Source organism: Treponema socranskii subsp. buccale, from assembly GCF_024181585.1.
Taxonomy (GTDB): domain Bacteria; phylum Spirochaetota; class Spirochaetia; order Treponematales; family Treponemataceae; genus Treponema_D; species Treponema_D buccale.
On record NZ_CP054258.1, the window covers coordinates 566790 to 593144 of the forward strand.

A 26355-nucleotide genomic window follows, 5' to 3' on the forward strand; every position below is an offset into this window, starting at 1 on the left:
TTGAGACGGGATGAGGATTGTCAACGCGTTTCAAAGCAGCAAGTGCTTACCGTTTTGAAAATCCTCGACCGATTGACAAAAGACGATTGACAAAAGCGCTTGACAACCGTTCGAAAATGCGCTAATAATAAAATACTGCATAATCGTTTCGATATCCCTTTTCTAAGGAATACTTTCATCCTAAAATCGAGTATGTCATTTTTTATAAATCATAACGCAATGGAGAATTATTAATGGCACCAATACGAAAGCGCCGCACTGCCGACGCATCAGGTGATGTTGAAAAGACGGAAAAAGTACAGAGCGAGTCCGAAGCTCAACCGGATTCTTACGAGTCGGCGGAATCCGCTTCCGGTGAAACCGAAGAAAAAATTTCCGATGAAGCGCCTGCCGAAGACGACGGCGGAAAATCGCGTCCGGTACGCACCGTTAAAACTCGGCGCCGCGCGGTGATCAAAGTCGATAAGGCGGCGGAAGAAGAAGCGAGTGAAGCCGATGCGGCTCAGGAAACGGAGACGGAAGAAGTGCACGAATCCTTTGCGGATCGGCGATCGCGTCCGCGCTGGAACGGAAACGCAAATCAAACGTACCGAAAGCCTGCGCGCTACGGTTCAAACCGTGCATATTCCAGTCCCGCAGTCGACGCCGCCCTCCAAAATCAGGCATCGCTTCCTATGGAGAGCGACGGAGACGAAGAGGCGAAACCGAAGCTTGTCATAAACGATTTGACCGTCATGGGTATGACGCAGCTTCGAGAGCTTGCGATGAAGTACGGTTTTTCGAGCGACGATTTGGCGCCGATGAAAAAGCAGGAGCTCATCTTCGTCATCTTAAAAGCGCACACCGAACACGGCGGCACGATATTTGCCTCCGGCGCGCTCGAAATCCTGCCGGACGGTTACGGCTTTTTGCGCTCTCCGCAAAACAGCTATCTTCCCGGCCCCGACGATATCTATATTTCGCCGAGCCAAATCAGGCTTTTCAATTTAAAGACGGGCGATACCGTGTACGGGCAGACGCGGTCTCCGAAAGAGGGCGAGCGCTTTTTTGCGCTGCTGCGCATCGAGTCGGTGAACTTCGACGAACCGCGCGTCGCGCAGACGAGAATTCCGTTTGAAAATCTGACGCCGCTCTATCCGAATCACAAACTGCATCTCGAAACGGTTTCGACCGAAGTTTCGACGCGCATCCTCGATCTTTTCAATCCGATCGGTAAGGGGCAGCGTCTCCTGATCGTCGCGCCGCCGAAAGCCGGTAAAACGATCCTCATGCAAAAGATCGCAAATGCGATCACGAAAAATCATCCCGAAGTGTACCTCATCGTTTTGCTTATCGACGAACGTCCCGAAGAAGTGACCGAAATGGAGCGCTCGATTCAAGCGGAAGTCATCTCATCGACTTTCGACGAACAGGCGACTCGCCATGTGCAGGTTGCGGAAATGGTACTCGAAAAAGCGAAGCGACTCGTCGAACACAAGCGCGACGTCGTCATCTTCCTCGATTCGATTACGCGTCTTGCGCGCGCATACAACCAAACGGTACCGACGTCGGGCAAAGTGCTTTCCGGCGGCGTCGACTCGAACGCCCTTCACAAGCCCAAGCGCTTTTTCGGCGCGGCGCGCAACGTGGAAGAGGGCGGCAGTTTGACGATCATTTCGACGGCGCTCATCGAAACGGGAAGCCGCATGGATGAAGTCATCTTTGAAGAATTCAAAGGCACCGGCAACAGCGAAATCGACCTCGACAGAAAGCTTGCCGAACGCAGGCTTTTCCCGGCGATCAACATCAAAAAATCGGGGACGCGCAAAGAAGAACTGCTTTTGTCCGAAAACGAACTGCAAAAGATGTGGGTGCTGCGCAAAGTGCTCAATCCTATGGAAGACGCGGACATTCTCGAACTTTTGCTCGACCGCATGAGAAAGACGAAGACGAACGAAGCCTTCCTTGCGTCCATGAACACCGGTACGGCAGCCGTTTCGGATAATTGACAAGCGCGTATTTTTTTACTATATTGATAGAACATCGTCGTTTTGTGGCTGCGCTCAGCGCGTAAACCCGTGCCGCGCAGCCGGGCAAAATGAAAGGAGCAATTATGAAAAAAGGAATTCATCCCGAATACAAATTGACAAAGATCACGTGCGCGTGCGGAAACGTCATCGAAACGCGATCGACGGCTCAAAACATCCGCGTGGAAATCTGTTCGGCGTGCCATCCGTTTTATACGGGTAAGCAAAAGCTCGTCGACACCGCAGGTCGCATCGACCGCTTCAACAAGCGCTACGGCATCAAGTCCGAAGACGCGGCAAACTGACCGCCGTATAAAAAATCCGCTCCTTAGGGGGCGGTTTTTTTATATTTTACTTCCTGCGGATTTCCCACGCGCGGTGCGGCTTTTTTTGCAAAAAGTCTTCGGGGATCGTCGAAGCGGTGATGTCGCGCACGGTGATTGTGTTTTCACTTGCACCGCTTCCGTGCGAATTGTTTCCCTCTGTCGCGTCTTTTTTGCCCGCATTCCTTCCATACTCATCGTTCCCGTTCGCCGGTATTTCGATAAGGCTTTCGTCGAAGCGTAAGCGTTTGGCGTTCGTCGAAAAATAGAGCACGCCTCCTTTTGTAAGCAGGGCGATGCAGCCGTTTACGAAGCGCGGCCAATCTTTTACAAGATCGAGTACGGTATTCGTCATCTTCGAATTGCTGAACGTCGGCGGATCGAGAATGATGATATCGTATCGCTCACCGGATGCTTTTTTTTGAAAGATGAATTCGGCGGCATCCGCGCGGATAAAGCGATATTTTTTTTCGTCGGAAAAACCGTTTAAGCGCATATTTTCTTTTGCGCGCTCGATATAGGTATTCGACAAATCGACCGAATCGACGAGGCGCGCGTTTCCTTCGGCGGCGTACACGGAAAAAGAGCCTGTATAGCAAAAGAGATTCAATACCGATTTTCCGCTCGCGTTTTCACGGACTTTTGCGCGGAGGGGGCGGTGATCGAAAAAAAGTCCGCTGTCGATGCGGGAACTTATAGAGACGCGGAAAAGAGACGCGCACTCCTGTATGAGCCCTTCAATATGATCTGCGCTTTGTATGTCGTTTACGTCTTCCGCGTATTGGCTTCCGCCCTTATCGCGTTTTCTCGTTTTGACGACGATGCGATTTTCCGCCGTACCGACGACGGCGCTTGCCGCCTGTGCGATTTTGGAAAGCCATGCTCTCTCTTCGGCTTCCGCTTTTTCGTACGGGCGTTCGTACAGACAGATGACGAGGGCGCTCCTCGAAGCGATTTCCGCCTGCATCCCGGCATCGTTTTCAGAAAGGTGTGCGAATTCGTCTGCGGTAAAACGGACGGCGCTTTTTTTATCTCCGATTTCGTCCGGCAAAAATTCGTAGAGATCGACCGAAATCGGGATTTCCGGTATATCGCGGTCGTACACGCGATAGCAAGTAACACCGTTTTTGCGCGCCCATTTTCGAAGGTGCTTCAAGCGCTTTGCGAGGCGGTTTGAAAACAGTTGGGCTTGATAATCGTCTTTGCATTCCGTCGGCATAAGCGCAATACTATACATAACGAAGGAAAAAGTATATAGTAAAAAGATATGGATTTTACCGAATTTAATTTGCACGAAAACCTGCTCAATGGCCTCGAAACGGCAGGTTATGTGACGTGCACGCCGGTTCAGGAAGCGGTGCTCAAAACGGCGCTCGACGGATCCGATTTATATGTTCAGTCTCAAACGGGAACGGGAAAAACGGCGGCGTACCTCGTTTCCATTTTACAGGAACTCCTCGCCTCTCCGGATAATGCGGGCAAAAAAGTGCTCATCCTGCTTCCGACACGCGAGCTTGCGGTGCAGGTTGAAGAAGAAGCGAAAAAATTGACGAGCGGAACGCAGCTGAAAGCGTTCAGTTTTTACGGCGGCGTCGGCTATGAGCGGCAGATCGCTGCACTCAAAAAAGGAGTGGATATCATTATCGGTACTCCCGGCCGCATGATCGATCTTCAGCAAAGCCGCCAGCTCGACTTGTCGAATGTCGGTTTTCTCGTCGTCGATGAAGCCGACCGTATGTTCGATATGGGTTTTTACCCCGACTTGCGCACGCTGCTCAAAGTGCTGCCGAAAGCGGAAGACCGCCAAACGATGCTTTTTTCCGCGACGCTCAATTCATACGTAAAAAATCTCGCATGGGAATACACGCGGGATGCGAAAGAGATTACGATCGAATCGGATACTGTCACCGTCGAACAAATCGATCAGGAACTGCTGCACGTTTCGAGCGATGCAAAGATGAAACTGCTCGTCGGTATCCTCTCAAAAGAAAAACCCGAAAGCGTACTCGTCTTTTGCAATACGAAACGTTCGTGCGAAGTCGTTTCGAAGCGGCTTGTCAAAAACGGTTTTAAAAGCGAATTCATCATCGGCGATTTGCCGCAGGCGAAACGGCTGCAAGTGCTGAACCGATTTAAAGACGGAAGCGTTTCGATCCTCGTCGCAACCGACGTCGCCGCACGCGGCATCGACGTGCACGATTTGGCGATGGTCGTCAATTACGATTTGCCGAACGAATCGGAAAACTACGTGCATCGCATCGGGCGCACCGCCCGCGCAGGCAAGACGGGCAAAGCGTATACGTTTTGCAGCGAACAGGACGTATACAATCTTCCTGCTATCGAACGTTATATAGAAATGCAAATTCCCTCGCGCGTCGCCGATGCATCGATGCTCGGAAACGATGCGAGCGAAGGCGTGTATATCAGAACGGAAAATTGGCGCGAAGATTACGATGGAGGCCGCTCTTCTTCGCGGAGAGGCGGTGCGGGCGGCGGAAAGTTTTCCGGAAGACGCGATTCGAAAAAAAGCGATGCGCGAAGCGGAAGCCGCGGCAGACGGAAAACGGGAAGCGCATCCGAGAGACCGGCGTTTCGAAAAGAGCGCTTTACCGAAGACGACACGGAAAAGCTTCAGAGTATGTCTTTCGAAGAGCGCATGAAGCTCTATAAAGAAAAATACGCAAAGTCCGCTTCGGCGCTTACGGACGGCAAAGGCGGCTCTTCTTCCGAATCGAAGGGCGCAAAGCCGTTCTCTAAAAAAGACCGCGCAAAAACCGGCCGCAAAAACGGTGGAGGGCAGGGTGCTTCCCGCTCTTCTTTCGAGAGGGGGAGACAAGACGTGCAAAAACCGTCGGCTGCGAAAAAGAGGAGCGGTGTGCAGCGCTACGACGAAAGCAAAAAAGGTTTGCAGTCGCAGAGCTTGTGGCATAAAATCAAATCGCTGTTCGGAAAAAAATAAGGCGCGAGCGTGTGCGCCGAAGTCCGTGCACACGGAGAGCGCCGCGTATTTTTATTCGTGCGGAGGGTTTAATATCCCGACGCTTGCGTCGTAACAAAGGGTATTAAAGCCGACTGCAACCACCTTATGAGAACATACAGTGCGAAACGTTGAGCACTGTACCCGACGCTTGCGTCGGGGGTGTTGATTAATTAATATTTTTAAAATTCGCCGTTCAATTTATTTATATTATCAAGGGAGCTGTGAGTGATAACCGTATCCGATGTCAGTGTCAAATTCGGCGACAAGCCGCTGTTTAAAGACGTCAATGTGAAATTTACGCCGGGCAACTGCTACGGCATTATCGGCGCGAACGGAGCCGGAAAATCGACTTTTTTGAAAGTGCTTTCGGGAGAACTCGAACACGATACCGGCACCATAGCTATGGCGCAGGGAAAGCGTATGGCCGTTTTGCAGCAAAACCACTTTGCGTTCGACGATTATTCCGTCAAAGAAACGGTGATGATGGGTTATCCGAAACTCTACGAATGCACGAAGGCGCGGGACGAAATTTACGCGAAAGCGGATTTTTCCGAAGAAGACGGCATCAAAGCGTCGGAACTCGAGGCGGAGTTCGGCGAACTCGGCGGCTACGAAGCGGAAAATCAAATCGAGCAGATGCTTTCCGGCCTCGGTCTCGAAGAAGAATATCACGACAAAGCGATGAGCGATTTGGACGAAAGTCAAAAAGTGCGCGTTCTCCTCGCGCAGGCGATTTTCGGAAATCCCGACATACTGCTGCTCGACGAGCCGACGAACGGTCTCGATATCGAATCGATTACGTGGCTCGAAAATTTTCTGCTCGACTTTGAAAACATCGTCATCGTCGTCAGTCACGATCGCCACTTTCTCAATACGGTGTGTACGGTCATCTGCGATATCGATTACGGAAAGATCACGCAGTTTTCCGGCAATTACGATTTTTGGTATCAGATGAGCCAAATGCTGCAAAAGCAGGCGAAAGATCAGGCGAGACGGCGCGAAGACAAAATGGCCGACTTGAGAGAATTTATCCAGCGCTTTGCGTCGAACGCGGCGAAAAGCCGGCAAGCGACGAGCCGCAAAAAAGTGCTCGATAAGCTTGCCCTCGAAGAGCTTCCCGTCACGAGCAGAAAATTTCCGTACATTCACTTTGCTCAAGAGCGCGCCATCGGCAACAACACGCTCGAAGTGAAAAAGCTCAATTACGCTCAGGACGGTGTCGAGCTTTTGAAAGATTTTTCGCTCATCGTAAACCGTACCGATAAAGTCGCCTTCGTCGGTATCGAACACAATTCCATTTCGGCGTTTTTCGACATCATCGCAGGTGAAAAGAAGGCGGATTCGGGTGAAGTGTTTTGGGGACAGACGACGAGTTATTCCTACTTACCGCGCGACACGAACAAGTATTTTGAAAACGATTTGACGATTACCGAGTGGCTTAAACAGTATTCGAAAGAACAGGACGACGCTTACGTGCGCGGATTTTTAGGCAGGATGCTTTTCAGCGGCGACGAATCGCTGAAGCCGGTTAAAGTGCTTTCCGGCGGCGAAAAAGTGAGGTGCATGCTTTCGAAGATGATGCTGCAGAATGCGAACGTGCTCATATTCGACGATCCGACCAATCATTTGGATTTGGAAGCGATCGAAAGTCTCAACAACGCGCTTGAAGATTTTCCGGGCGTCGTGCTGTTCAACAGCCACGATCACGAATTCATTTCGTCGATCGCAAACCGCATCGTCGAAATCACGCCGAACGGCGTCATCGACCGCATGATGAACTTCGACGACTATATCGCAGACGATACGGTGACGGAGCTTCGAAAAAAATATTACGAAGGCACCGGCAAAAAAATCAAATACCGCGTGTGAGCGAGGGTACATGGCGACCAAAAAAGTGCGGATGATTTTTTCGCTTTCGGTTTTATTGTGCGCCGTGTCTTTTGTCTCAGGAGAAAGCGCAAAGCCGAAAGATTTTCCGATCCTCACAAAGCTTCATACCGTTCCGTGCGGAAAGCAGCCGAAGCAGGTCGTCTTTTCTCCCGACGGAAGCTGCATAGCCCTGCCGCTCCTCGATGACGCAGGCTTTCAAATTGTACAGACCGGCGATCAAAGTGTGCGCGCGATGTATCCTCCGCGTTCGGCGCAAAAAGGTTTTGCCGAAGCTCTGTTCGTCGCCGAAAAAAATGCGTTTTTTATTTCGCAGATGACGACCGGTTATATCTACGAATACGTGTGGCCCGGATTTACGTACCGCCGTGAAATAAAAACGTTCGGCGTCTGGCCGAAATTCATTTCGTGGTCGAACGAAAAAAATATGCTCGCCGTTTCGAATTGGGTGTCGAATACCGTAAGCCTCATCGATTACGAAACGGGAAGCCTCGTGCGTACGCTCAAGACGGGAAAGGAGCCTCGCGGAACGGCGTTTACTTCGGGCGGCATCTCTCTTATCGTTTTGTGTTTCGGCGGCGGCTCCATCCAAAAATTCGATACCGAATCGGGCTCTCTCATACAAGCGATCGAAAAAGAAAAAGCTGCGATGCGCCATATCGTTATAAATGCCGATGAGACGAAAGCCTATGTGAGCGATATGTATCACTGTTCGGTATATGAAATCGATTTAATAAAATTTACGTTTACGCGTTCGATACGCGTTTTTTCGAATCCGAATACGATAGCCCTTTACGGCAGCTATCTTTTCGTTTCTTCCCGCGGACCGAACAATCCCGAAGATTACACGAAACGCAGTCCTGTCAACGGCAGGCTTTCCGTCATCGATATCGACTCGTGGAAAATAGTACAGGAGATAGAAGGCGGCAATCAGCCGACGGGACTCGGCATTTCAAACGACGGCAAGTACCTGTGTTCTTCGAATTTTCAAGATGCGAACATCGAACTCTACCGCATAAGACCGCCGTCCGAATTTTAAAAGCCGCGCGCGATCTGTGCCGCGGCGAACGACGGAGTTTCCGCCGGTGAGCGACCGTTTTGCACAAGGGACTCCCGCTCATACAAATCGCATGTTCTCGTGTGTGTTGCAGTCGCGCGAGCGTACGCATTCTCGTCGGTTTGTGCGCGCGTACATACCGCACACCCGCCGGTTCGCTCCCGTGCATTGCAGACGTTGCACCGCCTGAGATTTCAGCTTTTGAGTTTTTTCAGCATGTCGGCAAAATAATCGTGTGCTTTATCTTCGCTCACCGGCTCCGCTTTTTTCGCTTCGTGATATTCGACGAGGTTTTCCGGTATCTCTTCAAGAAAACGCGACGGCGTGCATTCGACCGTCGCCTGCATGCGCCTCCGCTTTTGGCACGACGTAATCAATAATTTGTCCCGTGCGCGCGTGATCGCGACGTAAAAAAGGCGCCTCTCTTCTTCGACGTCTCCGTCCGTTTCTTCGACGGAACGCGCGTGCGGCATAAGCCCTTCTTCCGCACCGGCGATAAACACGACGGGAAATTCGAGCCCCTTCGACGCGTGGATCGTCATCAAATTGACTTTGCCTTTGCCGTCGTCGTCTTCGATGTCGTCGCGGCTCAAGAGCGTAATGCGGTTCAAATAATTGAACAGACTCGGATCGAAATTGTCGGGATTGTTTTCCCACGTTTCGATCGACATGAGCAGCGTTTCGATATTCTGCAATTTAAAGCGCACCGCTTTTTCGTTTTTTTGAAATTCGCCGATGATGTAGTCGCGGTACTGTACCTCGTCGATGAGTTCGCGCACTTTGTTTGCAAGCCCCCGACCGCCGAAAAGCTTCGCCCTTGCGCCTTCGATCGTATCGATAAATTCTCCGAGCGATTTTTTTGCCGAATCGGAAAGCGCTCCTGCGGGATCTTTTTGCAGATAGCGGATCGCATCCCACAGCGTGCTCGCATTTTGCTTTGCCGTTTCGTTTATCGCCGAAATCGTACTCCTCCCGATGCCCCGCCGCGGCGTATTGATGATCCGAAGCAGATTGATGTCGTCGCTTTGATTTGCCGCGACGCGCAGATAGCTTACGATATCTTTTATTTCGAGCCGTTCGAAAAAACTCGTACCGCCGCTCATCGTATAGGGAATGTTCGCTTGAAGCAGGGCTTCTTCGATCGCGCGGCTCTGCGAGTTTGCGCGCATGAGTATGCCGAAATCGTCGTATGTACGCCTCTCTTCCATCGCGATGCCTTGAATGCTTTCGGCGATAAAATCCGCTTCGGCGCTTTCGTTTTCCGGCATAAACAGTTCGATAGGCTTTCCCGAACCGTTGCCGCTCCACAGTTTTTTGTCTTTGCGGTTCGTGTTGTGCGATATGACGCCGTTCGCCGCGCTTAAAATGGTTTCGGTCGAACGGTAGTTTTGCTCGAGGCGGATTTCCTTCACACCCGGAAAATCTTTTTCGAACTGTACGATGTTTTGATAATCGGCGCCTCTCCAGCTGTAGATCGACTGATCGTCGTCTCCGACGACCGCGATGTTTTTATCGGCAAGGAGACGCATGAGCTCGTACTGCTGCCGGCTCGTGTCCTGAAATTCGTCGACCATGATGTACGTGTAGCGAGAACGGTATTTTGCAAGCACGTCGGGGTGTTCACGGAACAGGCGGATCGGCAGCATGATGAGATCGTCGAAGTCGACCGCATTGTACAGCTTCAATCCCTGCTCGTACGATTCGTAGAGCGCTCGGTACATATCGTTTGCGCTTTCCCAATTTTTGCGCCCGGTTTTTATGTTTGAAAAAAGGTTTGCGATTTTGTATAAGTCGAGCGCGTCGGATGTGAACTGCAGTTCCCGCGCGCTTTCTTTGATGAGGGAGGCTTTGTCGGTTTCGTCGTAAATCGAAAAATTTTCCCGCCAGCCCAGTTTGGCGATGTCCTGTCTGAGAATGCGCACGCCGAATGCGTGAAACGTGGACACCGTGAGGTTTTGCAGCTTTTTGCCCGTCAGCGATTTGACACGCTCTTCCATTTCGCGCGCGGCTTTATTCGTAAAGGTCAGCGCAAGGATCGCGCTTTGCGGAATGCCTTCATCGAGCATGTGCGCAATGCGATACGTGATGACTCTTGTTTTGCCGCTTCCCGCTCCGGCGATAATCAAAATAGGACCTGTTATCGTCGTGACGGCGCGCAGCTGTTCGGGATTGAGTTCCGTTTTCAATGCATGTATGTCGAGTTCGGGCATGGCGCACAGTGTAACACTCGGAGCGCTCTTTATGCAAGTAATTTTTTAAATAATTTTTTTAATCATTTGACAACGGGGAGAAGTGCTGTTACAATGGCCGGAAATATCTAACGGGTTTTTCAGAGAGTTTTAAAAATCGAGGGTAAAAAATTATGGGACTTTCAAAACGACAAAGACTTGAATGCGTATTGCACGGCGAGCTGCTGGACAGACCGCCCGTTACCGCATACAGGCATTTTCCGAAGCGGGAAAGAAAGCCTGCGGAATTGGCCGACATTATGTTGGACTGGCAAAAAAAATACGACTGGGATATTATGAAAATCCATCCCTCGGCGGTTTTTATGCAGGAAGTATGGGGTGACGTTTTCGACTACGAAAATTACGTGCAGGAAATATTTCCTAAAAAAATCGCAAGAGCGACGAGCTTCGACGATCTGTCCGTTTTCGATAAAAAAGACATGAGCAATCAAACGCTTAAAGACCATGTCGAAGCCGCAAGGCTCATTAAAGAAAAGTCGGAAGAAGATATTCCGACCGTGCATACGCTGTTTACGCCGCTGACGGTCGTAACGAATGTGTTCGAATGTCCCTTCGTTCGGCGTCATTTTCCCGCCGACAGAAAAGATAATAAAATTTTCGACATCATAAAAAACAGAGGCAAGGAATTGGAAGCTGCCTTGGAAAATATCACCGATACGTATATCGCCTACTGGAAAGAATTGAAAAAGACGGGTATAGACGGTTTTTTCTATGCGGGCATTTCGTGGGCGAGAACGGGATATATGACCGAAGACGAATGGGAAACGTATGTAAAAAAATACGATTTGAAATTCTTAAACGAAGTAAAAAAAGACGGAGGATTGATCATCTATCATACGTGCGGCATCAAAAGCAATCCTCAGAGATTTTCCGATTATCCGATCGATATTTTGCATTGGGATCAGGGCGGCAAAGATAATCCGTCCATAAAAGAGTCTCAAACGTTTTTGAAAAAAATCGTGCCGATGGGCGGTGTCGATGAAATGATTTTCGGAACCGGTGCCGAAAAAAAGATCGGTGAGCTTGCCGAAAAAGAAATACAAGACAATAAAGATATTCCGTTTATTTTAGCGCCCTATTGTTCCGTTTCAATACATACAAGCGATGCGGAACTGAGGGCATTCAGAAATAGTGTTAATGTATAAAAAAGGAGGAAAATTAACATGACAATGCCGGCAATAATAACATGCATCATTTTTGTTGTTGTTATAATTTTGCTCGTATGGCAACCGGTGCATCCGATTTTGATCGGTGCTGCAATTCCTGCCGTTTTAGCCGCCTTCAAGATAATAGACGGCGGTACGGCGTATGCGGAATTCGGAAATACGACGGTAGTATTTTTTATGGGACTCGTCGTGGTCGGGGAGGCGTTCTTTAAAACGGGACTGGCCGATTACATAGGCGGGAAAATAATCGGGCTCATCGGCAAAACCGAAAGGGGCTTGATACTCGGAACGTCGATCGTCGGCGGAGGGCTTTCCGCATTTTTGAACGACACGGGCACGACCGCCTGTTTAATGCCGATCGTCGGATCGATGGCGGAAAAAGCGAATGTACCTAAATCGAAATTGCTCATGGCGCTCGCATATGCGGCTTCGCTCGGCGGTACGATAACATTAATCGGAACGACTCCGCACATCGTCGCGAACGGTATGCTCAAAGATATGGGCTTGCGCGAGTTCGGTTTTTTCGAATATACGAAGATCGGCCTGCCGCTCCTCATCGTCGGCATGATTTACATGGCGCTTATCGGAACGAAACTGTTGCCGGTAAAAGATATAGAATCGAAAGAAGGCGAAAGAAAGAGCGAAAAAAATCCTGCTAAAATGATAACCGTCGCGCTCATCTTTTTGGCGGTCGTTATAGCGATGGCTACAAAGATCGTACCGATGCACATAGCAGGTGTTTTCGGAGCGCTGCTCGTCGTACTTACCGGCTGTATATCCGCTCAGGATGCGATCAAATCGTTCAGCGTCACGACCGTCTTTTTGGTCGGCGGAATTTTCCCGCTCAGCAAAGCTTTGGTTAAAACAGGAGCTGCAAAATACATCGTCGATCTGCTCAGTCCTGCGCTGCACGGTTTACCGCCGGTACTTTTAATAGCCGCCATATCGCTGATCATGCTTGTCGTCACCCAATTTTTGCTGAACTCGTCGGCAACGGTATTGATGCTGCCGATCGCCATATTGGTGTGTCAAGCGGCGAATATAAATCCTCTTGCGGGAGCGATGGCCGTTTCCGTTTGCGCTTCGGGTGTGTTTACGACTCCGTTCGGGACGGGACCGAACCTTTTGGTTTGGGAAGCCGGCGGATATACGATGAAAGACTATTTGAAATGCGGTGCGCCGCTTTTGATTTTATTTTGGATCGTTACGACCGCTTTGTGTTCAATCATTTATCTCTAAACGCGAATTAAAATAAAATAAGAGAGCGCCGATTACTGCGACCGTCGTATGCAATCGGCGCTTTTTTTATACGCCGCCGATCGAATGCGTCATGTCGAGCGCGTCATTCACATTTTCGCCGCGTTGTGGTATACTGAAAGCCTATGAATCGGGCAGTCAGCGCGTTTTTGGCAAAACATAATTTTATCCGTCACATCGATATCGACTCGGTGATCGATGCGCTTTTGTACGATATGAATTCCGGTCTTCACGGGCAAAAAGTTTATCAGGATATGATACGCACGTACAGCAATCCGCCGGAAAATCCCGCTTCGGATAAGAGCGTCATCGTTATCGATGCGGGCGGAACGAATTTCCGTTCATGCCTCGTGTCGTTCAACGAGCAGGGAAAAGCGTCGATCGATTTTCTCGAAAAGACGAAGATGCCCGGAGTTGCGAAGGTGCTTTCACGTGCGGATTTTTTCGATGAAATCGCGTCGAACATAGACCACTTAAAAGATAAAGCCGAATCGATCGGTTTTTGTTTTTCGTATCCGATGGAGATCACCGACGACGGAGACGGCATCCTCATCAGGTTTACGAAGGAAGTAAACGCGCCCGAAGTCGTCGGCTGCCGTATCGGGGAAACGCTCAAAAAAACGCTCGAAGCGCGCGGATGGAAAAAGCTGCGGCGTGTCACGCTCTTAAACGATACGGTGGCGGCGCTTCTTGCGGGAGCTGCGACGCCGGATGCGGGGAAAAAGTATTCGTCTTACATCGGTCTTATACTCGGCACGGGATTGAACGCCGCGTATATTCAGCCGAAGATGCCGGACGTAAAAGATTTTACCAAGCAGATCGTCGTGTGCGAATCGGGAAAATTCGGCGCTATAGTCTGCTCCGATTTCGATGACGCGCTCGACGCGAAAACGCTGAGTCCCGGAAAATACCGCACGGAAAAACAGTGTTCGGGCGGCTACCTCGGGGACGTAGCATTTGAAGCGTTGAAAGCTGCGGCGGAAGAAGGACTTTTCGGAAAAGCGTGCGCAAAGCGCATCCTCTCATTGTCCGCTTTGTCCCTCGTCGAAGCCGACGCGTTTTTACACGCGCCGTACAGCACGAACGCTTCCCTCGGAGCCCTTGCCGCCGAAAGCGCTTCAGACGAAGATTACGATCGCATATTTCAGATCCTCGATGCCGTTATGGAGCGCTCCGCCCGCTATGCCGCAGCCATCCTCGCAGCCTGCGTCATTCAAAGCGGTGAGGGGAAAAACGCTTCTCGCCCCGTGTGCATACTCTGCAACGGCAGCACGTATTTTAAAACGCATATGCTCGCCCGGCGCGTACACGGCTATCTCGAAGAAGCGCTCACGAAAGAGAGAGACCTCTATTGGGAGATAATTTCGCGGGAAAACGATATAACGCTCGGAGCGGCGATCGCGGGGCTTATCGAAAGTTAAACAAAATAACGCTCAATATCGGTCGGATTAGCGCCGATGTAGGAAGTAGGTAAAATGTCGAGTTTGGAAAGTATCAATCCATAACGCTGTGTTTTCGGCGAGAACTTCGTTCGCTGCGCTCACTACCGAGTTTGCATCGCAAACTCGCAGTGTATATGCCGCGGTTGAGCTTTTGGGGGCAGGCTTCCGTAAGCTTAACGCTCAAAGCGGCACGCAGCCGGAACCTCGCCGAAAGCATGATTTTATCCGTTTTCCAAACTCGCCATTTTGGCGATGCGTGAAACGGTTGGAAAATTTCGAGTTTTAGAAAACTCGAAATTGAACCAAATATACAAACGGGTGGGTTACGATGGCAAAAGGGAAAAACTTAGGCAAATCGATTGTCCTTCTTTTTCTGATTATCATTCTCTGTCTCGGCGGCTTGTTGTGGTTCGATTATTTGGGAATCATTCACGCAAAGGCGCTGTTTACGCCGCTGTATCGTATGCTGGGCAGGGAGCCGCAGACGTCGACGACGGCCGTTCGCCCGCTCAACAACGATATCGATCAGGATCGCATAGACAAACAGCGTGAAGCGCTCAGGCTTTATAAGGAAGAACTCGATCAAAAAGAGAGCGAATTGACCGCGTCGGGACAACAAAACGAGCGGATTGCGGCCGAACTTGCCGAACGCGAAAAAACGCTCGAAGAACGCGAAAAAACATTCAACAATTTGCAAAAAAAGTACGATGATAAAGAAGTAAACATAGAACAGATCGCAACGCGTCTGTACAATATGCCGCCCGCCGCGGCCGTTCAGGAACTTGTGGCGATGGACGATCAGCTCGTGATCGACGTTTTGCGCAAAGAAGAAGAAATGGCGACGGTGAAAAAGCAGTATTCGATGACATCGTACTGGCTTTCACTCATGCCGGCGGAGCGGGCTGCGGCAGTCCAACGGAAGATGGTGAGCAAGCCGAAATCGCTTGACTGAACTTCCCTGCGGTCATTCTTTGTTTGCACGAATGGAGGATGGCGATGCAGGGAAGCCCTGTTGCAAAACTAAGCGCAGTTCCGAAAGTAAACGCAATCGATAAAATCGACTCACTTCCATCGCAGCTTTCAAAAAAAATTCTTTTATCGCGTACGAAAAACGAAGAGCATTCATTCGCAAAGCTCCTTGTGCGCGCACAGGGCAAAAAAATCGAAGCGCAAGTTTCCGATGCGTTTTCGGGTGCGGGACTTTCAGCGCGCGGAAAATCCGAATCTCTTTCGCGCTCAGGCGGAAAGGCTGCGCATGGAGGAGCTTTCGAAAAGATCCGTGCCGGAAGTGCGGAACATTCTTCCGCTCGAGATGCGAAATCGGATATGCTTTTAGGAGCGAATGGACTTCGCGAAAGCAAGCGCGCTTTCACGAATCTCAGACGGGAAGACGTGTTGAAGACGAAACCGGTGCGGAACGATGCCGCCGATACGAAAAAAGAAAGCAAAACCGCCGCTGCAAAAGATATCTCAAAAAAAGAAACGATCGACGCTGCAAAAAATGTTGTAAAAAAACAACACGACGACACTTCTTCGGATTTCAACGAAAAAAAATCTTTTGAGTACACGCAGGATGAAAGCCGCGGAAAAACGGGCGATGCCGAAATGCTTGAAAAGGCGGAAGTAGTCGATGGTACCGATGCCGCACGCGCCGCGCTCTTGCAGGATTTTGCATATCTCGTCGACGGCTCTCGCGATTTTGAAATCGTGCGCGTCGGAAATGCCGAAGCCGGCGGAACCGCCGAAAGCGATGCGGACGATTTTTTTGCCGAAAGCCTATCCGTTTCCGAAGAAGCCGTCCCGTTTCAAATAGGAAGCGCTGTTGTGCATACGACCGATTTGTCGGACGGTGAAACTGAAGGAGGCGAATTTTCGGATGACGGATTTTCGGACGAAAAAGCGTTTTCATTTGAAATAAATGATGATGCTGTCCTCTCAAAGCGAGAGCGCGCATTCGATGCCGACGGTAAAATCCTCGTCACCGATCTTCGAACGGAAACGGCGGAAAGTCTTTCCGAAGTAAAACCCGAATCGGAAAAATCGATAAAAATCGATACTCAAGTCGGCGATACGTCCGAACTGACTATGTTCGTTTCGGAGAGCGTTCGACAAAACGTTTTCCCTGCAAACGGTCAAAGCACGCAGGCGGCAAGTTCGAACTTTCAAACGATGCTCGCAAATCAAATACGGCAAAACGCATCCGACTTCGTAAAAGCGGGTTCGATCGTTTTGCGCGACAACAACGCGGGAACGATCAACCTCGTACTGCGTCCGGAATCGCTCGGAAATGTCAAGATCAGCTTGCAGCTTTCCGATAAGGTAGTTAGCGGACAAATTACGGTGCATTCCGAAGAAGCGTACAATGCGTTTAAGGAAAGCGCCGATGCGCTTAAAACTGCGTTTGCACAAAGCGGTTTTGAAGCGGGCGGTTTTACCGTAGCCTATTCGTCGGCCGGAACGGGCGGCAGTTTTTCGGGAAGCGAAACGGGCGGGGGCTTTGCCGATGCGCGGCATGCGGGACGATACGAAGACGCGTTTGCGTCGGAAGGAAGTGCGGCTTCGGGCGAAAGCTATATTGCAGGCGAACACGCGGTAAATGTCGTTGTGTAGATTGTTAATCGTATGATAAATTATTAATTATTAATTGATAAGACAGAGGTAGATGATGGACGGAATCAACACCACCATGAGCGCAGCCGACAAAGCGGCGGTCGATTTTGCCGTAAACGGCTACAACAAAGAACTTGGCGTAAAAGGACGTACGGTCAATCATTCGTTGGGCAAGGATGACTTTTTAAAACTTCTGATAGCGCAGCTGTCGAATCAGGATCCGACAAGTCCGATCGAAAACACCGAGTTTATCGCTCAGATGGCGCAGTTTTCATCGCTTGAACAGATGACGAACATGAGTGCGGAGTTTGCAAAGCTTGCGGGCGTGTTCAGAGTTTCCGAAGCGTCTTCGATGCTCGGAAAGACGGTTACACTCAACGTCGGAGATACCACTGCGACGGGCGTCGTGCAGGCTGCAACGCGTGAAGAAAATCCGCGCGTCATGGTAGGCGGCAGATACTACACGATGGATCAGATCAGCGCGATTTACGGAAATTAAACGGGGGCAGCTCTATGATGAGATCACTGTATTCGGGCGTTTCGGGATTGCAAAATCACCAGACGCGCATGGACGTCATCGGCAACAACATCGCGAATGTAAATACGTTCGGTTTTAAACGTGCCCGCGTCAATTTTCAAGATATGATTTCCCAGCAGCTTTCGGGGCCGGCTCGTCCGAACGACGAACTCGGCGGCGTCAATCCGAAAGAAGTGGGACTCGGCATGACGATCGCATCCGTCGATAATATCTTTACGCAGGGCAATTTACAGACGACAGGAGTGACGACCGACATCGCGATCGAAGGCAACGGCTTTTTTATCTTAAAAGACGGCGAGCAGTCCTACTATACGCGGAACGGAGATTTTTCACTCGACCGCGACGGTACCTTTGTCAATCCCGCAAACGGTATGCGTGTGCAGGGTTGGATGGCGCAGGAAGTAAACGGCATCGAAATCGTTTCGACGTCCGCCACTCCGACGGATATCGTTATTCCCGTCGGGTCGAAAGATCCGCCGCGCGCGACGCAAAATGTTTTATTCCGTTGTAACCTCGATAAAAATACGCCGCTCATTCCCGAACAGGCGAACGCGGAAGATATCATCCGCGGTACGTGGGGAACGGAACAAGAAATCTACGACAGTTTCGGCAATAAACATCTTTTATCCGTGTCTTTTACGAGGGTTCCCGGCTCGGTCAATCAGTGGCAGGCGACGGTAAACGTCGATGCGGACAACGCTGACTTTACGCAGACGAGAGTCGGACTCAATACGACCGACGGCATGGGAAATACGTTTATCGTATCTTTCGACAATATGGGACGCCTGCTTTCCGTCGAAGATTCTGCCGGAGTCGCATCGAACGAAGACGGACAGATTTTGCTGCAGACCTCGTTTACCGTTCCCGAATCGAATCCCGACGCGGACGGCAATCCGTACCGGCAAACGCTCAACATCAACATCGGTACGATCGGCAGCATGACCGACACGATCACGCAGGACGCATCCCGGTCGACGACAAAGGCGTTTTCACAGGACGGATACACGCTGGGCTACCTCGATAATTTCAAAATCGATTCGAACGGTGTCATAACGGGCGTGTATTCGAACGGCAGTGTGCGTACGCTCGGACAGATCGCGATGGCCTCTTTTACGAACGATCGCGGATTGGAAAAGGCGGGCGACAATACGTACACCGAATCGAACAATTCGGGGCAGGCGATGATCGGCGAAAGCGGAGTGGCCGGAAAGGGCAAACTGCTTTCCGGAGCACTCGAAATGTCGAACGTCGATTTGGCCGAACAGCTCACCGATATGATCGTTACGCAGCGCGGTTTCGAATCGAACGCAAAGACGATTCAAACGACCGATTCGATGCTTGAAACGATTTTATCGCTCAAGCGCTGATAAGTGACGGGCGGAGTTTCCGATGCTAAAAAAAGGCACGGCCGAAACGGCCGTGCCTTTTTTTATAAAATTATTAATTAATTTATTAATTAATAAATCGGAAATATCGAAACGGTCGAAAACGGTGCAGGCGAGAGGCGTCGTTATATTTTAATGCATACGTTTACGTTTGCGCTCAGCAGATTGTTTCGCATATTCCACGAGCCGCCTACGGTACAATTGACAAAGAGCAGATTTAAACCGAGTCCCGCATAGAGCTGCGGACGGATATTGTTCCAGTCGAAATTGAAAGCGTCCGTACCGTAATCTCGTGAAGAGGAGCCGTTCCCGCCGGGGACATTGCCTTGCGGTACTCCGCCGATTTCGTACGTCGACGAGTATGAATAATCGTAATGACTTTTCGACGAGGTAACGTAGGCGCGCACCCCGGCATACGGGGTCAAAATTAAAAACTTTTTCGAAATCTGCGCCTGCACGAAGATCGTATTCAAATCAAAGCTCGTATTCGTATCCGCGTTCGCGGTAACGCTTGCAGGTGTTGAGCCGACCGTTCCGCTATACGTTGATGCGCCGGTCATGGAGAACGCCAAGTGCGTACGGATATAGCCCGCGCCGACGGACAGTTTCGGAAGCGTCGTACTTCCTTTCATGATAGCATAGCGGATATCTCCTCCTATCGTATAGTAGTTTACGGTTCCGGTAAAATCTTCGAATTTCAACGTATTCAAATCGAAGTAGGCTCCGTATACGCCTATGTCGAAGGGGAGGATGAAGCCTCCGATGCGCACATGCACCGAAGCGGAGGGCAGGGGGATTTGATCCGGAACCGTAAAGTTGAAATCTGTTGTTGCACCGGCAGCATGACTGTTGATTTCGGTGATAATCGTTCCGATCGCATTTGACAATGCTTTCGTTTCGATAAATGTTCCCCCCGCGCTGACGCCCGCTCCGAAGTGCGGCGGAAAAGACGGAAAAAGTTTTCCGATATAAGCGTCCGACCAGACGCCGAGCTGGATCGTTGTTTCGGGTACTACTTCCGTTAATGTACCGTTAAGCGATTCGAACGCTTTGTCGATATCGGCAGTCGATGCGAAAGCGGAAGCGGCGGACAAAAGCAGTGCCGCTGTAAAAGCGGAAACGGAACGTACTCTCATAAAAACCTTCCTATAAATGCGACATTGCAGGAAGTATCAACTTCCGAAAATGCCGCATTGGTGCGCGGGCTTCGCAACGAGCGCGTAAGCGCGAAGTTCCGAACGGCGCACAGGTATATCCGCGAGTTTTCTGAAAGAAAACTCGATATTAAACGAGCCGCGCCATTTCAGCGGCTCGTTTAAATGTTCGATTTTGAAACGCATTTTTTATAAACGCGATACACGCGCTTTGAGTATATACGGATTCGAAAATGTTGACAAGCAAAAATATGTATACTACCAGGGCTTACGCATGAGAATCTATATTCCTCAGAAAATAACCATTACCGTAAAAAATCGGCTGCACTCCCGGCAGCAGCCCTGCCGTTCGCCGCGGCAGACCGTGATTGGAATCGGACTGCGCGAACTTTTTTACCAAAAAGTTCGCTTGCCATCGGTCTGAACGGCTCGGCGGCAGTTCCGCTGCCTCGCGTTCCGCCTTTTTTATTTTATATTATGTCTCTTTTCTGTGTATACATTTTTCATGCGTAATCCCTGTGTATACTACTATCTTCTTAAGATCTATTTCTTTCAAGAAGAAGTGGAAAGCGTTTGAAAACAAACATTCCGTCTTATTGCCGGTGCAAATTTTGCAAACGAAGCTTATCGTTTACGGTATCTTATCCTTTCCGATTTTTTTTCGCGTAACAATAAGAAGCGACGGCGAAGACGATACTTGAAAGCATCATCAAAAAGCAGAGGATTTGCCCCGTTGAAAAATTGAGGAGCGAAGCGTTCATATAGACGGGAGATGCCGTATCCTTTCCGATGCGGAAACCCAAATCTGCATCCGGCTCCCGAAAATATTCGATGACGAAGCGGAATGCGCCGTAAGCGAAAACGTATGCAGCCGAAAGCATGCCGTCCCATATTTTACGTTTTCTGATAAGCTGCAGTATGCCGAACAACACGATGCCTTCAAAAAACGCTTCGTACAATTGGCTCGGATGGCGCGGAAGGTTTACGGTGGCTCCCGTAATTTCCATGCCGATCTTTGCCGTAAAATCCTGCACCCATTTTAAGCTCGCCGAAAATTTTTCCGCTTGCGGAAAGACGATTCCCCACGGCATTGTCGTGATCCTTCCGTACAGCTCGCCGTTTAGAAAATTGCCGAGCCTGCCGAACGTGTAGCCCGCTGGAATCGCGGCTGCTATCGCGTCCATCCATTGAAGCGTGTTTTTTTTGTGCCGCCTGCACCACACGATCGTACCGATAAGGCCTCCGATAAGGCCTCCGTGATACGACATGCCCGCAAGGCCCGTGAATTTGTGCGTTACCGTGTCGAATGGCCAAAAGATGAGCCACGGCCGCTCGCGGTACATGCCGCTCGTATCGTAGACGAGGGTCGAAAAGATGCGCGCGCCGATGAGCAAAAACACGATTCCCGTAGCGATAAAACCGAATATGTCGTCTTCGGTCGCTTTGTAATTTTTGCCGTCGAGCGCGCCTTCTTTCATCTCTTTTTTCAGCACGAAAAACGCCGTGCCGAACGCGAATATGTACATGAGCCCGTACCAGCGTAAAAGACCGAGCACGGGAACGCCCGGAAAAATTTCGGGATGGATCCACGACGGATAATTGCAATACAAGGGTAAAAACATCGCTTATACCTTAAAGCCTTGGGCTGCAGCCTGCACCAATTTCGATTTTAACAATATGTTTTCTTTTTTCAGCTGCGTCAGTTCGAACTGCTGCGTTTTAATCGTTTCGGCGAGTTCTCCGACCGTGAGCGTACCGCTTCCGACCAAGTCGTCGATGACCGACAGTTTGTAGTCGTAATCTTCGTTCGCTTCTTCTTCCGCCATTTGGAATGTCGCACCTCCGTCCGTATCGGCTGCATAAGCGTCGTCGAAACTGTGCGCTTCCGATGCGAGCACTTTTTCTGCGATACGGTAGATCGCCTGCGAAAGTACCGCCTGCGGTTTATATATGATGATCGGCAGCTGCGCTTCGAGCGCTTTTTCCTGCAGCGAATCGCGGTACATGATTCCCAAATATTCGATATCGAGTCCGAGATATTGATTGCACGAACGGCGTATGCGCTGCGCTTTGTCCGCATCTTTCGGATCGTCGATGAGATTCATGATGAGGCGCGGGCGGAACGATTTCATGCGCGACAAAAAGAGCGCGGTGTTTTCCGGGTCGGCTTTGTCGAGGGTTTCGAGCAATTTGGGGATATAGAGCCGCTGGAGCGACGTTGAATCTTTGCGCAGCGCTTCGAGCCTGTCGTATCCGGCAGTCCCTTTTTTAAACGTCGTGTACATGAGGCGGAAGACGGCGTTTTTGAGAAAGAGATAGCCGTTGAGCGTCGCGGTGACCGTCGGAGCGGTTACGATGATACCCTGTGCGGAAAGCAAAAACATATCGAGGATGATCTGGTGCGTTCCCGCTCCCAAGTCGAGGATGAGGTAATCGGCGTCGATGCTTTGAAAACTGCGCACGAGCTTCGTCTTTTGAAAAGGCTTGAGAGAGGTAAGTCCGGGGATTTGACTGTCGCCCGCGATAAAGCTCACGTTTTCATAATCGGTCGGTACGATGATGTCTTCGAATTCGCCTTTGTCGGTGAGCCACGCGCCGAGACTTGCCGCCGGATCCACGTGCTGACCGATAGCGAGATGCAGATTCGATGCACCTAAATCCAAATCCGCAAGCACTGTTTTTTTGCCGGCCTGACCGAGCGCAATCGAAAGGTTCGCCGCCAAAAGGCTTTTGCCGACGCCGCCCTTTCCGCTCGCAACGGGAATGATTTGCATACGCTTATTATAACACACGCGCGCTTTTGTGCATACCCTGTATTGATACGGTTTCGACAACACGGTTTCGACAATATCGATCCGTTGCCGCCGCTCCCGATCGCGTGCAATACAACCGATGGTAACTCAGGCGATATTCGTGTCGATTTCACCGATTGCTCTTTCCTCCGCAATGCGTTATACTGCAAGTTGCATCGAAATACGGATCAGAGTCTATGGCGAAAAAAATTGAAAAACCGGTGATATATTCCGCTCTTGAAGTCGCGAATATCTGCGGCGTCGTAAATCAAACTGCGATCAACTGGATAAACAGCGGCTATCTCAAAGCCTTTAAAACGCCCGGCGGTCAGTATCGCGTATATCCCGACGACCTTGCGGATTTTATGAGCGAACGCAATATGCACATTTCGATGAAACTTTTGAGTGCGTGTACGAATCGGGCGGCATACGATTCTTCGACGCTGCTCGTCATCGACGACGATAAAACCTTTAACACGCTTGTCGCACGATTTCTTCGCGAACGTTTTCCGGAGCTTGAGATAATGCAAGCGTTCGACGGTTTCGAAGCGGGTGTGCAGCTTTTTTCGAAAAAACCGCGCTGCGTCGTTTTGGATCTCGATCTTCCGGGTGTTGACGGCTTCGAACTCTGCCGCAAAATCAACGCCGACAATTCATACGGGAAGCCCGCCGTCATCGTCGTAACCGCGCTCGAAGATAAAGAAGACGAAAAGCGCATCGTCGATCTCGGCATCGAAAATTTTTTTCGCAAACCGCTCAAACTCGAATTGCTCGCCGACGCGGTCGACCGCGTATTCAAAGATTGATAAATTTCATAAGGGCGGCTTTTTGCGATTGCATCGCAAAAAACAGGCTTTTCGGGGTTCCGCCTTTCGGCTTCATTCCTGCGCTCGCTTTATGCTCGCTTCGGAACCGGCTTACGCCGGCCCCTCCAATCCTTGCCGCATTCAACTTTAATAATTTTTACTTTCGGTAAATGTACGCCGGATATGAAATGCCGAGCATGAGTTCGCTCCGGATCGCATCGGGAATGAGCGCGTCGGTTTTTCCCGCTTTGCTCACCGCTTCCGAAAGCATTTCCAAAAGCGAATCCTTTTTTTCGTAACGATACGTCGTTACGACGCTTTCATCGTCATCGAGTTCTTTTCGAAGAGACGAGAGTGCATCTTCCCATGTCCCGATTTCATCGACGAGTCCGTTTTTTTTCGCTTGGGACGCGGTATAGATGCGGCCGTCGGCAAGTTTTTTCACTTCGCCGATTTTCATGCCCCGGCTTTTTGCGACGATGGCGGTAAACTGTTCGTACGCTTCGTCCGCGATCGACTGCATGATGGCCCGCTGTTCGTCGGTGAGCGGAGAATTGATGTTGAGCATGTTTTTGTTTTTTCCCGCAGTGATCGTTTCCACTTTGACGCCGAGCTTTTTGAGCAGTTCGGTCATATCGACCGACTGGCTTGCGATGACGCCGATCGAACCGGTGAGCGTGTTACGGTTCGCATATATCGTCTCGGCCGCGCACGAAATATAATAACCGCCGGAAGCTGCGAGCGTCGTCATGTACGCATAGACCGGCCGGCCGGTATGTTCGGTGTAATCGCGCAAAGCGAGATACACTTCGTCCGATTCGTAGACGCCGCCTCCGGGAGAATCGACGGTCAGTAAAATCGCTTTATTTTTTTCATCGTCTTCGAGCGAACGGATCGTGTCGATGAGCCATTCGTGATTGTACGTTTTATTTTCCGTTTCGATGACGCCTTCGATGTACAGCGACGCGATATAATTTTTCCGCACGATGAAATTGTTAAAAAATCCCGCGCTTCCGTCGTATCGCGAACTGTCCGTCGCTATCGTGTAGATGCCGATGCCCGCCGCAATGAGCAAAATGACGATGAATACGGCGGTACCGCCGCGTTTTTTATTGTTTGCCATAGTGTTCTCCGTTAACGTCTCCGATATCTTCGGTCGTGACGACGCCCGATTCGAGCGCGCTTTTCATAAGCGCGTGATACGCGTTTACGCATGTCATCGTTTGATACGGTACAACCCACAGAGAGGCGATACCGAGTGTCAAAACGCAAAGCAGATCCCATCCCAAAAAACTCAAATACAAAACGAATAGGTCTGCTTTATGCCCTCGAGTGATTTTTTTGCTGATGTCGAGTGCCTGCACTACCGGCACGTGAGGGAATTCCGCAACGATAAAAAAGGTTTGCGAATAGGATATTGCTTTGACGATACCGGGAATGATAAAGAGGAGCATCCATAAATACGTCCAAAGCCAGCACCACAGCGCCGCTCGGATTGCGCGGAACCAGTGCGCAAAACCCGCAAAAAAATCTCCGAACGATACGGGATTTGGGGTTCTCGACATTTTCAAATACACGCAGAATTGCGCGATCGCACAGACCGCTATTGTAAAAAACACGAGCCACGGTAAAAATGCGATGCGTTCGATCTCTTTTTGATAGTTGCTTATGATCTTTTGGAGCACATAGCGGCTTGATTTCGCGGCTGCGGCATTCAAAAGTTCGCTATACATTGCAAGCCACAGTTTAATTAAAGGAAGCGATAAAAGCAGTACGACGAGCGCCGTGATGAGCGTCATGAGCGCGGGCACCGTCCTCCGATTTTTTAATTGAATACGCGCAAACGATTTATATTTTTTTCTGTCGAACATAATTCCGGCCTCCGCTCGATAATAAACGATAATGCGCTTTTCTTCAACCGACGTGTGCGACCGTCTGCGATTTGTCATCGTTTGCCGCTTGCGATTTATCGGGAGGCGCGCCGGCTGCACGCGATTTTTGTCCGCCGCTTGCACTTACCGCTTGCGGCTTGCGAGTGCCGACGTCCGTAGTTTTCCGCTCATTCGCTTCGTCTATCATATCGTTGTAATAGCGGCTTTCGATCGCGCTTTCATCGATACCGCAGTTTTTGAAAATCGACAGGATCGCGCGTTTTGCGCTTTCGGTCTGCGCATCGTCTTTTGCGAGCACTTCGATTTCGAGAAAGTCTCCGAGCGGCGGCACGGTACACAGCTCGATGTGTGCCGCTCCCGCCTCCGTTTCGGCATACCACTCTTTAATAATTTTTTCTTTTACGTGCGAAATGCGGCCGCCCGCATCTTCGATAAACGATTCGATCGCATCCGTTTCGGAAAGCATACATTCTTTTTCGTCGTTCACTTCGATTGCAATGTTGTCCGCATCTTTGCGCAATTCTTTTCGCTTGTACGTAAACGTGATTTTCGTTTCGCCCGTTTTTTCGTACACCGTTTTCCGTATGCGGCAGCCGACATGCGTTTTTTTCTCCGCGTTTTCCGAACGCACTTTTGCGTCAGTGCGCTTCGAGGGTGACCTCTCCGTATCGGCCGGCACGCAAGCGAGGGGCAGCCGGTAATAAATGTCGCGCTTTATGAGTGCGCCTGCATAATCGGCAAAAGAATCAAGCGCACGTGCGACTGCACGGCGGTCTTCGACATGCGCTTTCAGTTCGATTTCGTACATAAC

Annotated in this window: 21 protein-coding genes; 13 read left to right on the forward strand and 8 right to left on the reverse strand. The window is 50.3% G+C overall.

What is annotated here, in order from left to right:
- Positions 1-233 precede the first annotated feature (233 nt).
- Positions 234-1988, forward strand: coding sequence for a transcription termination factor Rho (gene rho, locus HRI97_RS02540; protein ID WP_253726332.1), 1755 nt, complete (start codon positions 234-236; stop codon positions 1986-1988).
- A gap of 104 nt (positions 1989-2092) precedes the next feature.
- Positions 2093-2311: a 50S ribosomal protein L31 gene (rpmE, locus tag HRI97_RS02545; RefSeq protein ID WP_016520528.1), complete on the forward strand. Its 219-nt coding sequence runs from the start codon at positions 2093-2095 to the stop codon at positions 2309-2311.
- 46 nt (positions 2312-2357) lie between these two features.
- On the opposite strand, the gene HRI97_RS02550 is transcribed toward rpmE, so the two are convergent.
- Positions 2358-3566, reverse strand: a complete 1209-nt coding sequence (locus tag HRI97_RS02550; RefSeq protein ID WP_253726333.1) for a class I SAM-dependent methyltransferase — start codon at positions 3564-3566, stop codon at positions 2358-2360.
- 30 nt (positions 3567-3596) lie between these two features.
- On the opposite strand from HRI97_RS02550, the gene HRI97_RS02555 reads away from it, so the two are divergent.
- The 3 genes from HRI97_RS02555 (at position 3597) to HRI97_RS02565 (ending at position 8235) form a co-directional block, all read left to right on the forward strand.
- Positions 3597-5288 carry a DEAD/DEAH box helicase gene (locus tag HRI97_RS02555; RefSeq protein WP_253726334.1) on the forward strand — a complete coding sequence of 564 codons (1692 nt, stop codon included), beginning with the start codon at positions 3597-3599 and terminating at the stop codon, positions 5286-5288.
- 246 nt (positions 5289-5534) lie between these two features.
- Positions 5535-7178, forward strand: coding sequence for an ABC-F family ATP-binding cassette domain-containing protein (locus tag HRI97_RS02560; RefSeq protein ID WP_253726335.1), 1644 nt, complete (start codon positions 5535-5537; stop codon positions 7176-7178).
- A gap of 10 nt (positions 7179-7188) precedes the next feature.
- The gene (locus HRI97_RS02565; protein WP_253726336.1) at positions 7189-8235 is read left to right on the forward strand and encodes a YncE family protein; all 1047 of its coding nucleotides are present in this window, start codon (positions 7189-7191) and stop codon (positions 8233-8235) included.
- A 212-nt stretch (positions 8236-8447) separates the two neighbouring features.
- On the opposite strand, the gene HRI97_RS02570 is transcribed toward HRI97_RS02565, so the two are convergent.
- Entirely contained in the window at positions 8448-10463 is a 2016-nt protein-coding gene (locus HRI97_RS02570; protein ID WP_253726337.1) for an ATP-dependent helicase, read from the reverse strand.
- Positions 10464-10615: 152 nt separating this feature from the next.
- Here HRI97_RS02570 and HRI97_RS02575 point away from each other — a divergent pair, with 152 nt between their 5' ends.
- The 7 genes from HRI97_RS02575 to flgE all read left to right on the forward strand — a co-directional run bounded on the left by HRI97_RS02575 (position 10616) and on the right by flgE (position 18882).
- Positions 10616-11647: a uroporphyrinogen decarboxylase family protein gene (locus HRI97_RS02575; protein ID WP_253726338.1), complete on the forward strand. Its 1032-nt coding sequence runs from the start codon at positions 10616-10618 to the stop codon at positions 11645-11647.
- An 18-nt stretch (positions 11648-11665) separates the two neighbouring features.
- On the forward strand, positions 11666-12907 hold the full coding sequence (locus HRI97_RS02580; protein WP_180486714.1) for an SLC13 family permease: 1242 nt from the start codon (positions 11666-11668) through the stop codon (positions 12905-12907).
- Between the two features lie 143 nt (positions 12908-13050).
- Positions 13051-14346, forward strand: coding sequence for a hexokinase family protein (locus tag HRI97_RS02585; RefSeq protein WP_253726339.1), 1296 nt, complete (start codon positions 13051-13053; stop codon positions 14344-14346).
- A 349-nt stretch (positions 14347-14695) separates the two neighbouring features.
- Positions 14696-15319: a periplasmic-type flagellar collar protein FlbB gene (locus HRI97_RS02590; RefSeq protein ID WP_253726340.1), complete on the forward strand. Its 624-nt coding sequence runs from the start codon at positions 14696-14698 to the stop codon at positions 15317-15319.
- A gap of 44 nt (positions 15320-15363) precedes the next feature.
- Positions 15364-16977, forward strand: coding sequence for a flagellar hook-length control protein FliK (locus HRI97_RS02595; RefSeq protein ID WP_253726341.1), 1614 nt, complete (start codon positions 15364-15366; stop codon positions 16975-16977).
- Between the two features lie 55 nt (positions 16978-17032).
- A complete protein-coding gene (flgD, locus tag HRI97_RS02600) occupies positions 17033-17476 on the forward strand; it encodes a flagellar hook assembly protein FlgD (RefSeq protein WP_253726342.1) in 444 nt (147 codons plus the stop codon).
- Between the two features lie 14 nt (positions 17477-17490).
- A complete protein-coding gene (gene flgE, locus HRI97_RS02605) occupies positions 17491-18882 on the forward strand; it encodes a flagellar hook protein FlgE (protein WP_253726343.1) in 1392 nt (463 codons plus the stop codon).
- A gap of 143 nt (positions 18883-19025) precedes the next feature.
- On the opposite strand, the gene HRI97_RS02610 is transcribed toward flgE, so the two are convergent.
- From HRI97_RS02610 to HRI97_RS02620, 3 genes are all read right to left on the reverse strand, one after another.
- Positions 19026-20036 carry a DUF6588 family protein gene (locus HRI97_RS02610; protein ID WP_253726344.1) on the reverse strand — a complete coding sequence of 337 codons (1011 nt, stop codon included), beginning with the start codon at positions 20034-20036 and terminating at the stop codon, positions 19026-19028.
- 659 nt (positions 20037-20695) lie between these two features.
- On the reverse strand, positions 20696-21676 hold the full coding sequence (gene lgt, locus HRI97_RS02615) for a prolipoprotein diacylglyceryl transferase (protein WP_253726345.1): 981 nt from the start codon (positions 21674-21676) through the stop codon (positions 20696-20698).
- Between the two features lie 3 nt (positions 21677-21679).
- A complete protein-coding gene (locus HRI97_RS02620; RefSeq protein WP_253726346.1) occupies positions 21680-22828 on the reverse strand; it encodes a P-loop NTPase in 1149 nt (382 codons plus the stop codon).
- A 215-nt stretch (positions 22829-23043) separates the two neighbouring features.
- Here HRI97_RS02620 and HRI97_RS02625 point away from each other — a divergent pair, with 215 nt between their 5' ends.
- Complete coding sequence (locus tag HRI97_RS02625; RefSeq protein WP_253726347.1) at positions 23044-23652, forward strand: response regulator; 609 nt, start codon at positions 23044-23046, stop codon at positions 23650-23652.
- A gap of 157 nt (positions 23653-23809) precedes the next feature.
- Here the strand turns inward: HRI97_RS02625 and sppA are convergent, their stop codons facing one another.
- From sppA to HRI97_RS02640, 3 genes are read right to left on the reverse strand one after another with little or no spacing between them, the layout of a single operon-like run.
- Entirely contained in the window at positions 23810-24775 is a 966-nt protein-coding gene (sppA, locus tag HRI97_RS02630) for a signal peptide peptidase SppA (protein ID WP_253726348.1), read from the reverse strand.
- Entirely contained in the window at positions 24762-25523 is a 762-nt protein-coding gene (locus HRI97_RS02635; protein WP_253726349.1) for a DUF975 family protein, read from the reverse strand. The genes sppA and HRI97_RS02635 overlap by 14 nt, the downstream gene beginning before the upstream one ends.
- A gap of 43 nt (positions 25524-25566) precedes the next feature.
- Positions 25567-26352 carry a CYTH domain-containing protein gene (locus tag HRI97_RS02640; RefSeq protein ID WP_253726350.1) on the reverse strand — a complete coding sequence of 262 codons (786 nt, stop codon included), beginning with the start codon at positions 26350-26352 and terminating at the stop codon, positions 25567-25569.
- Positions 26353-26355: the final 3 nt, after the last annotated feature.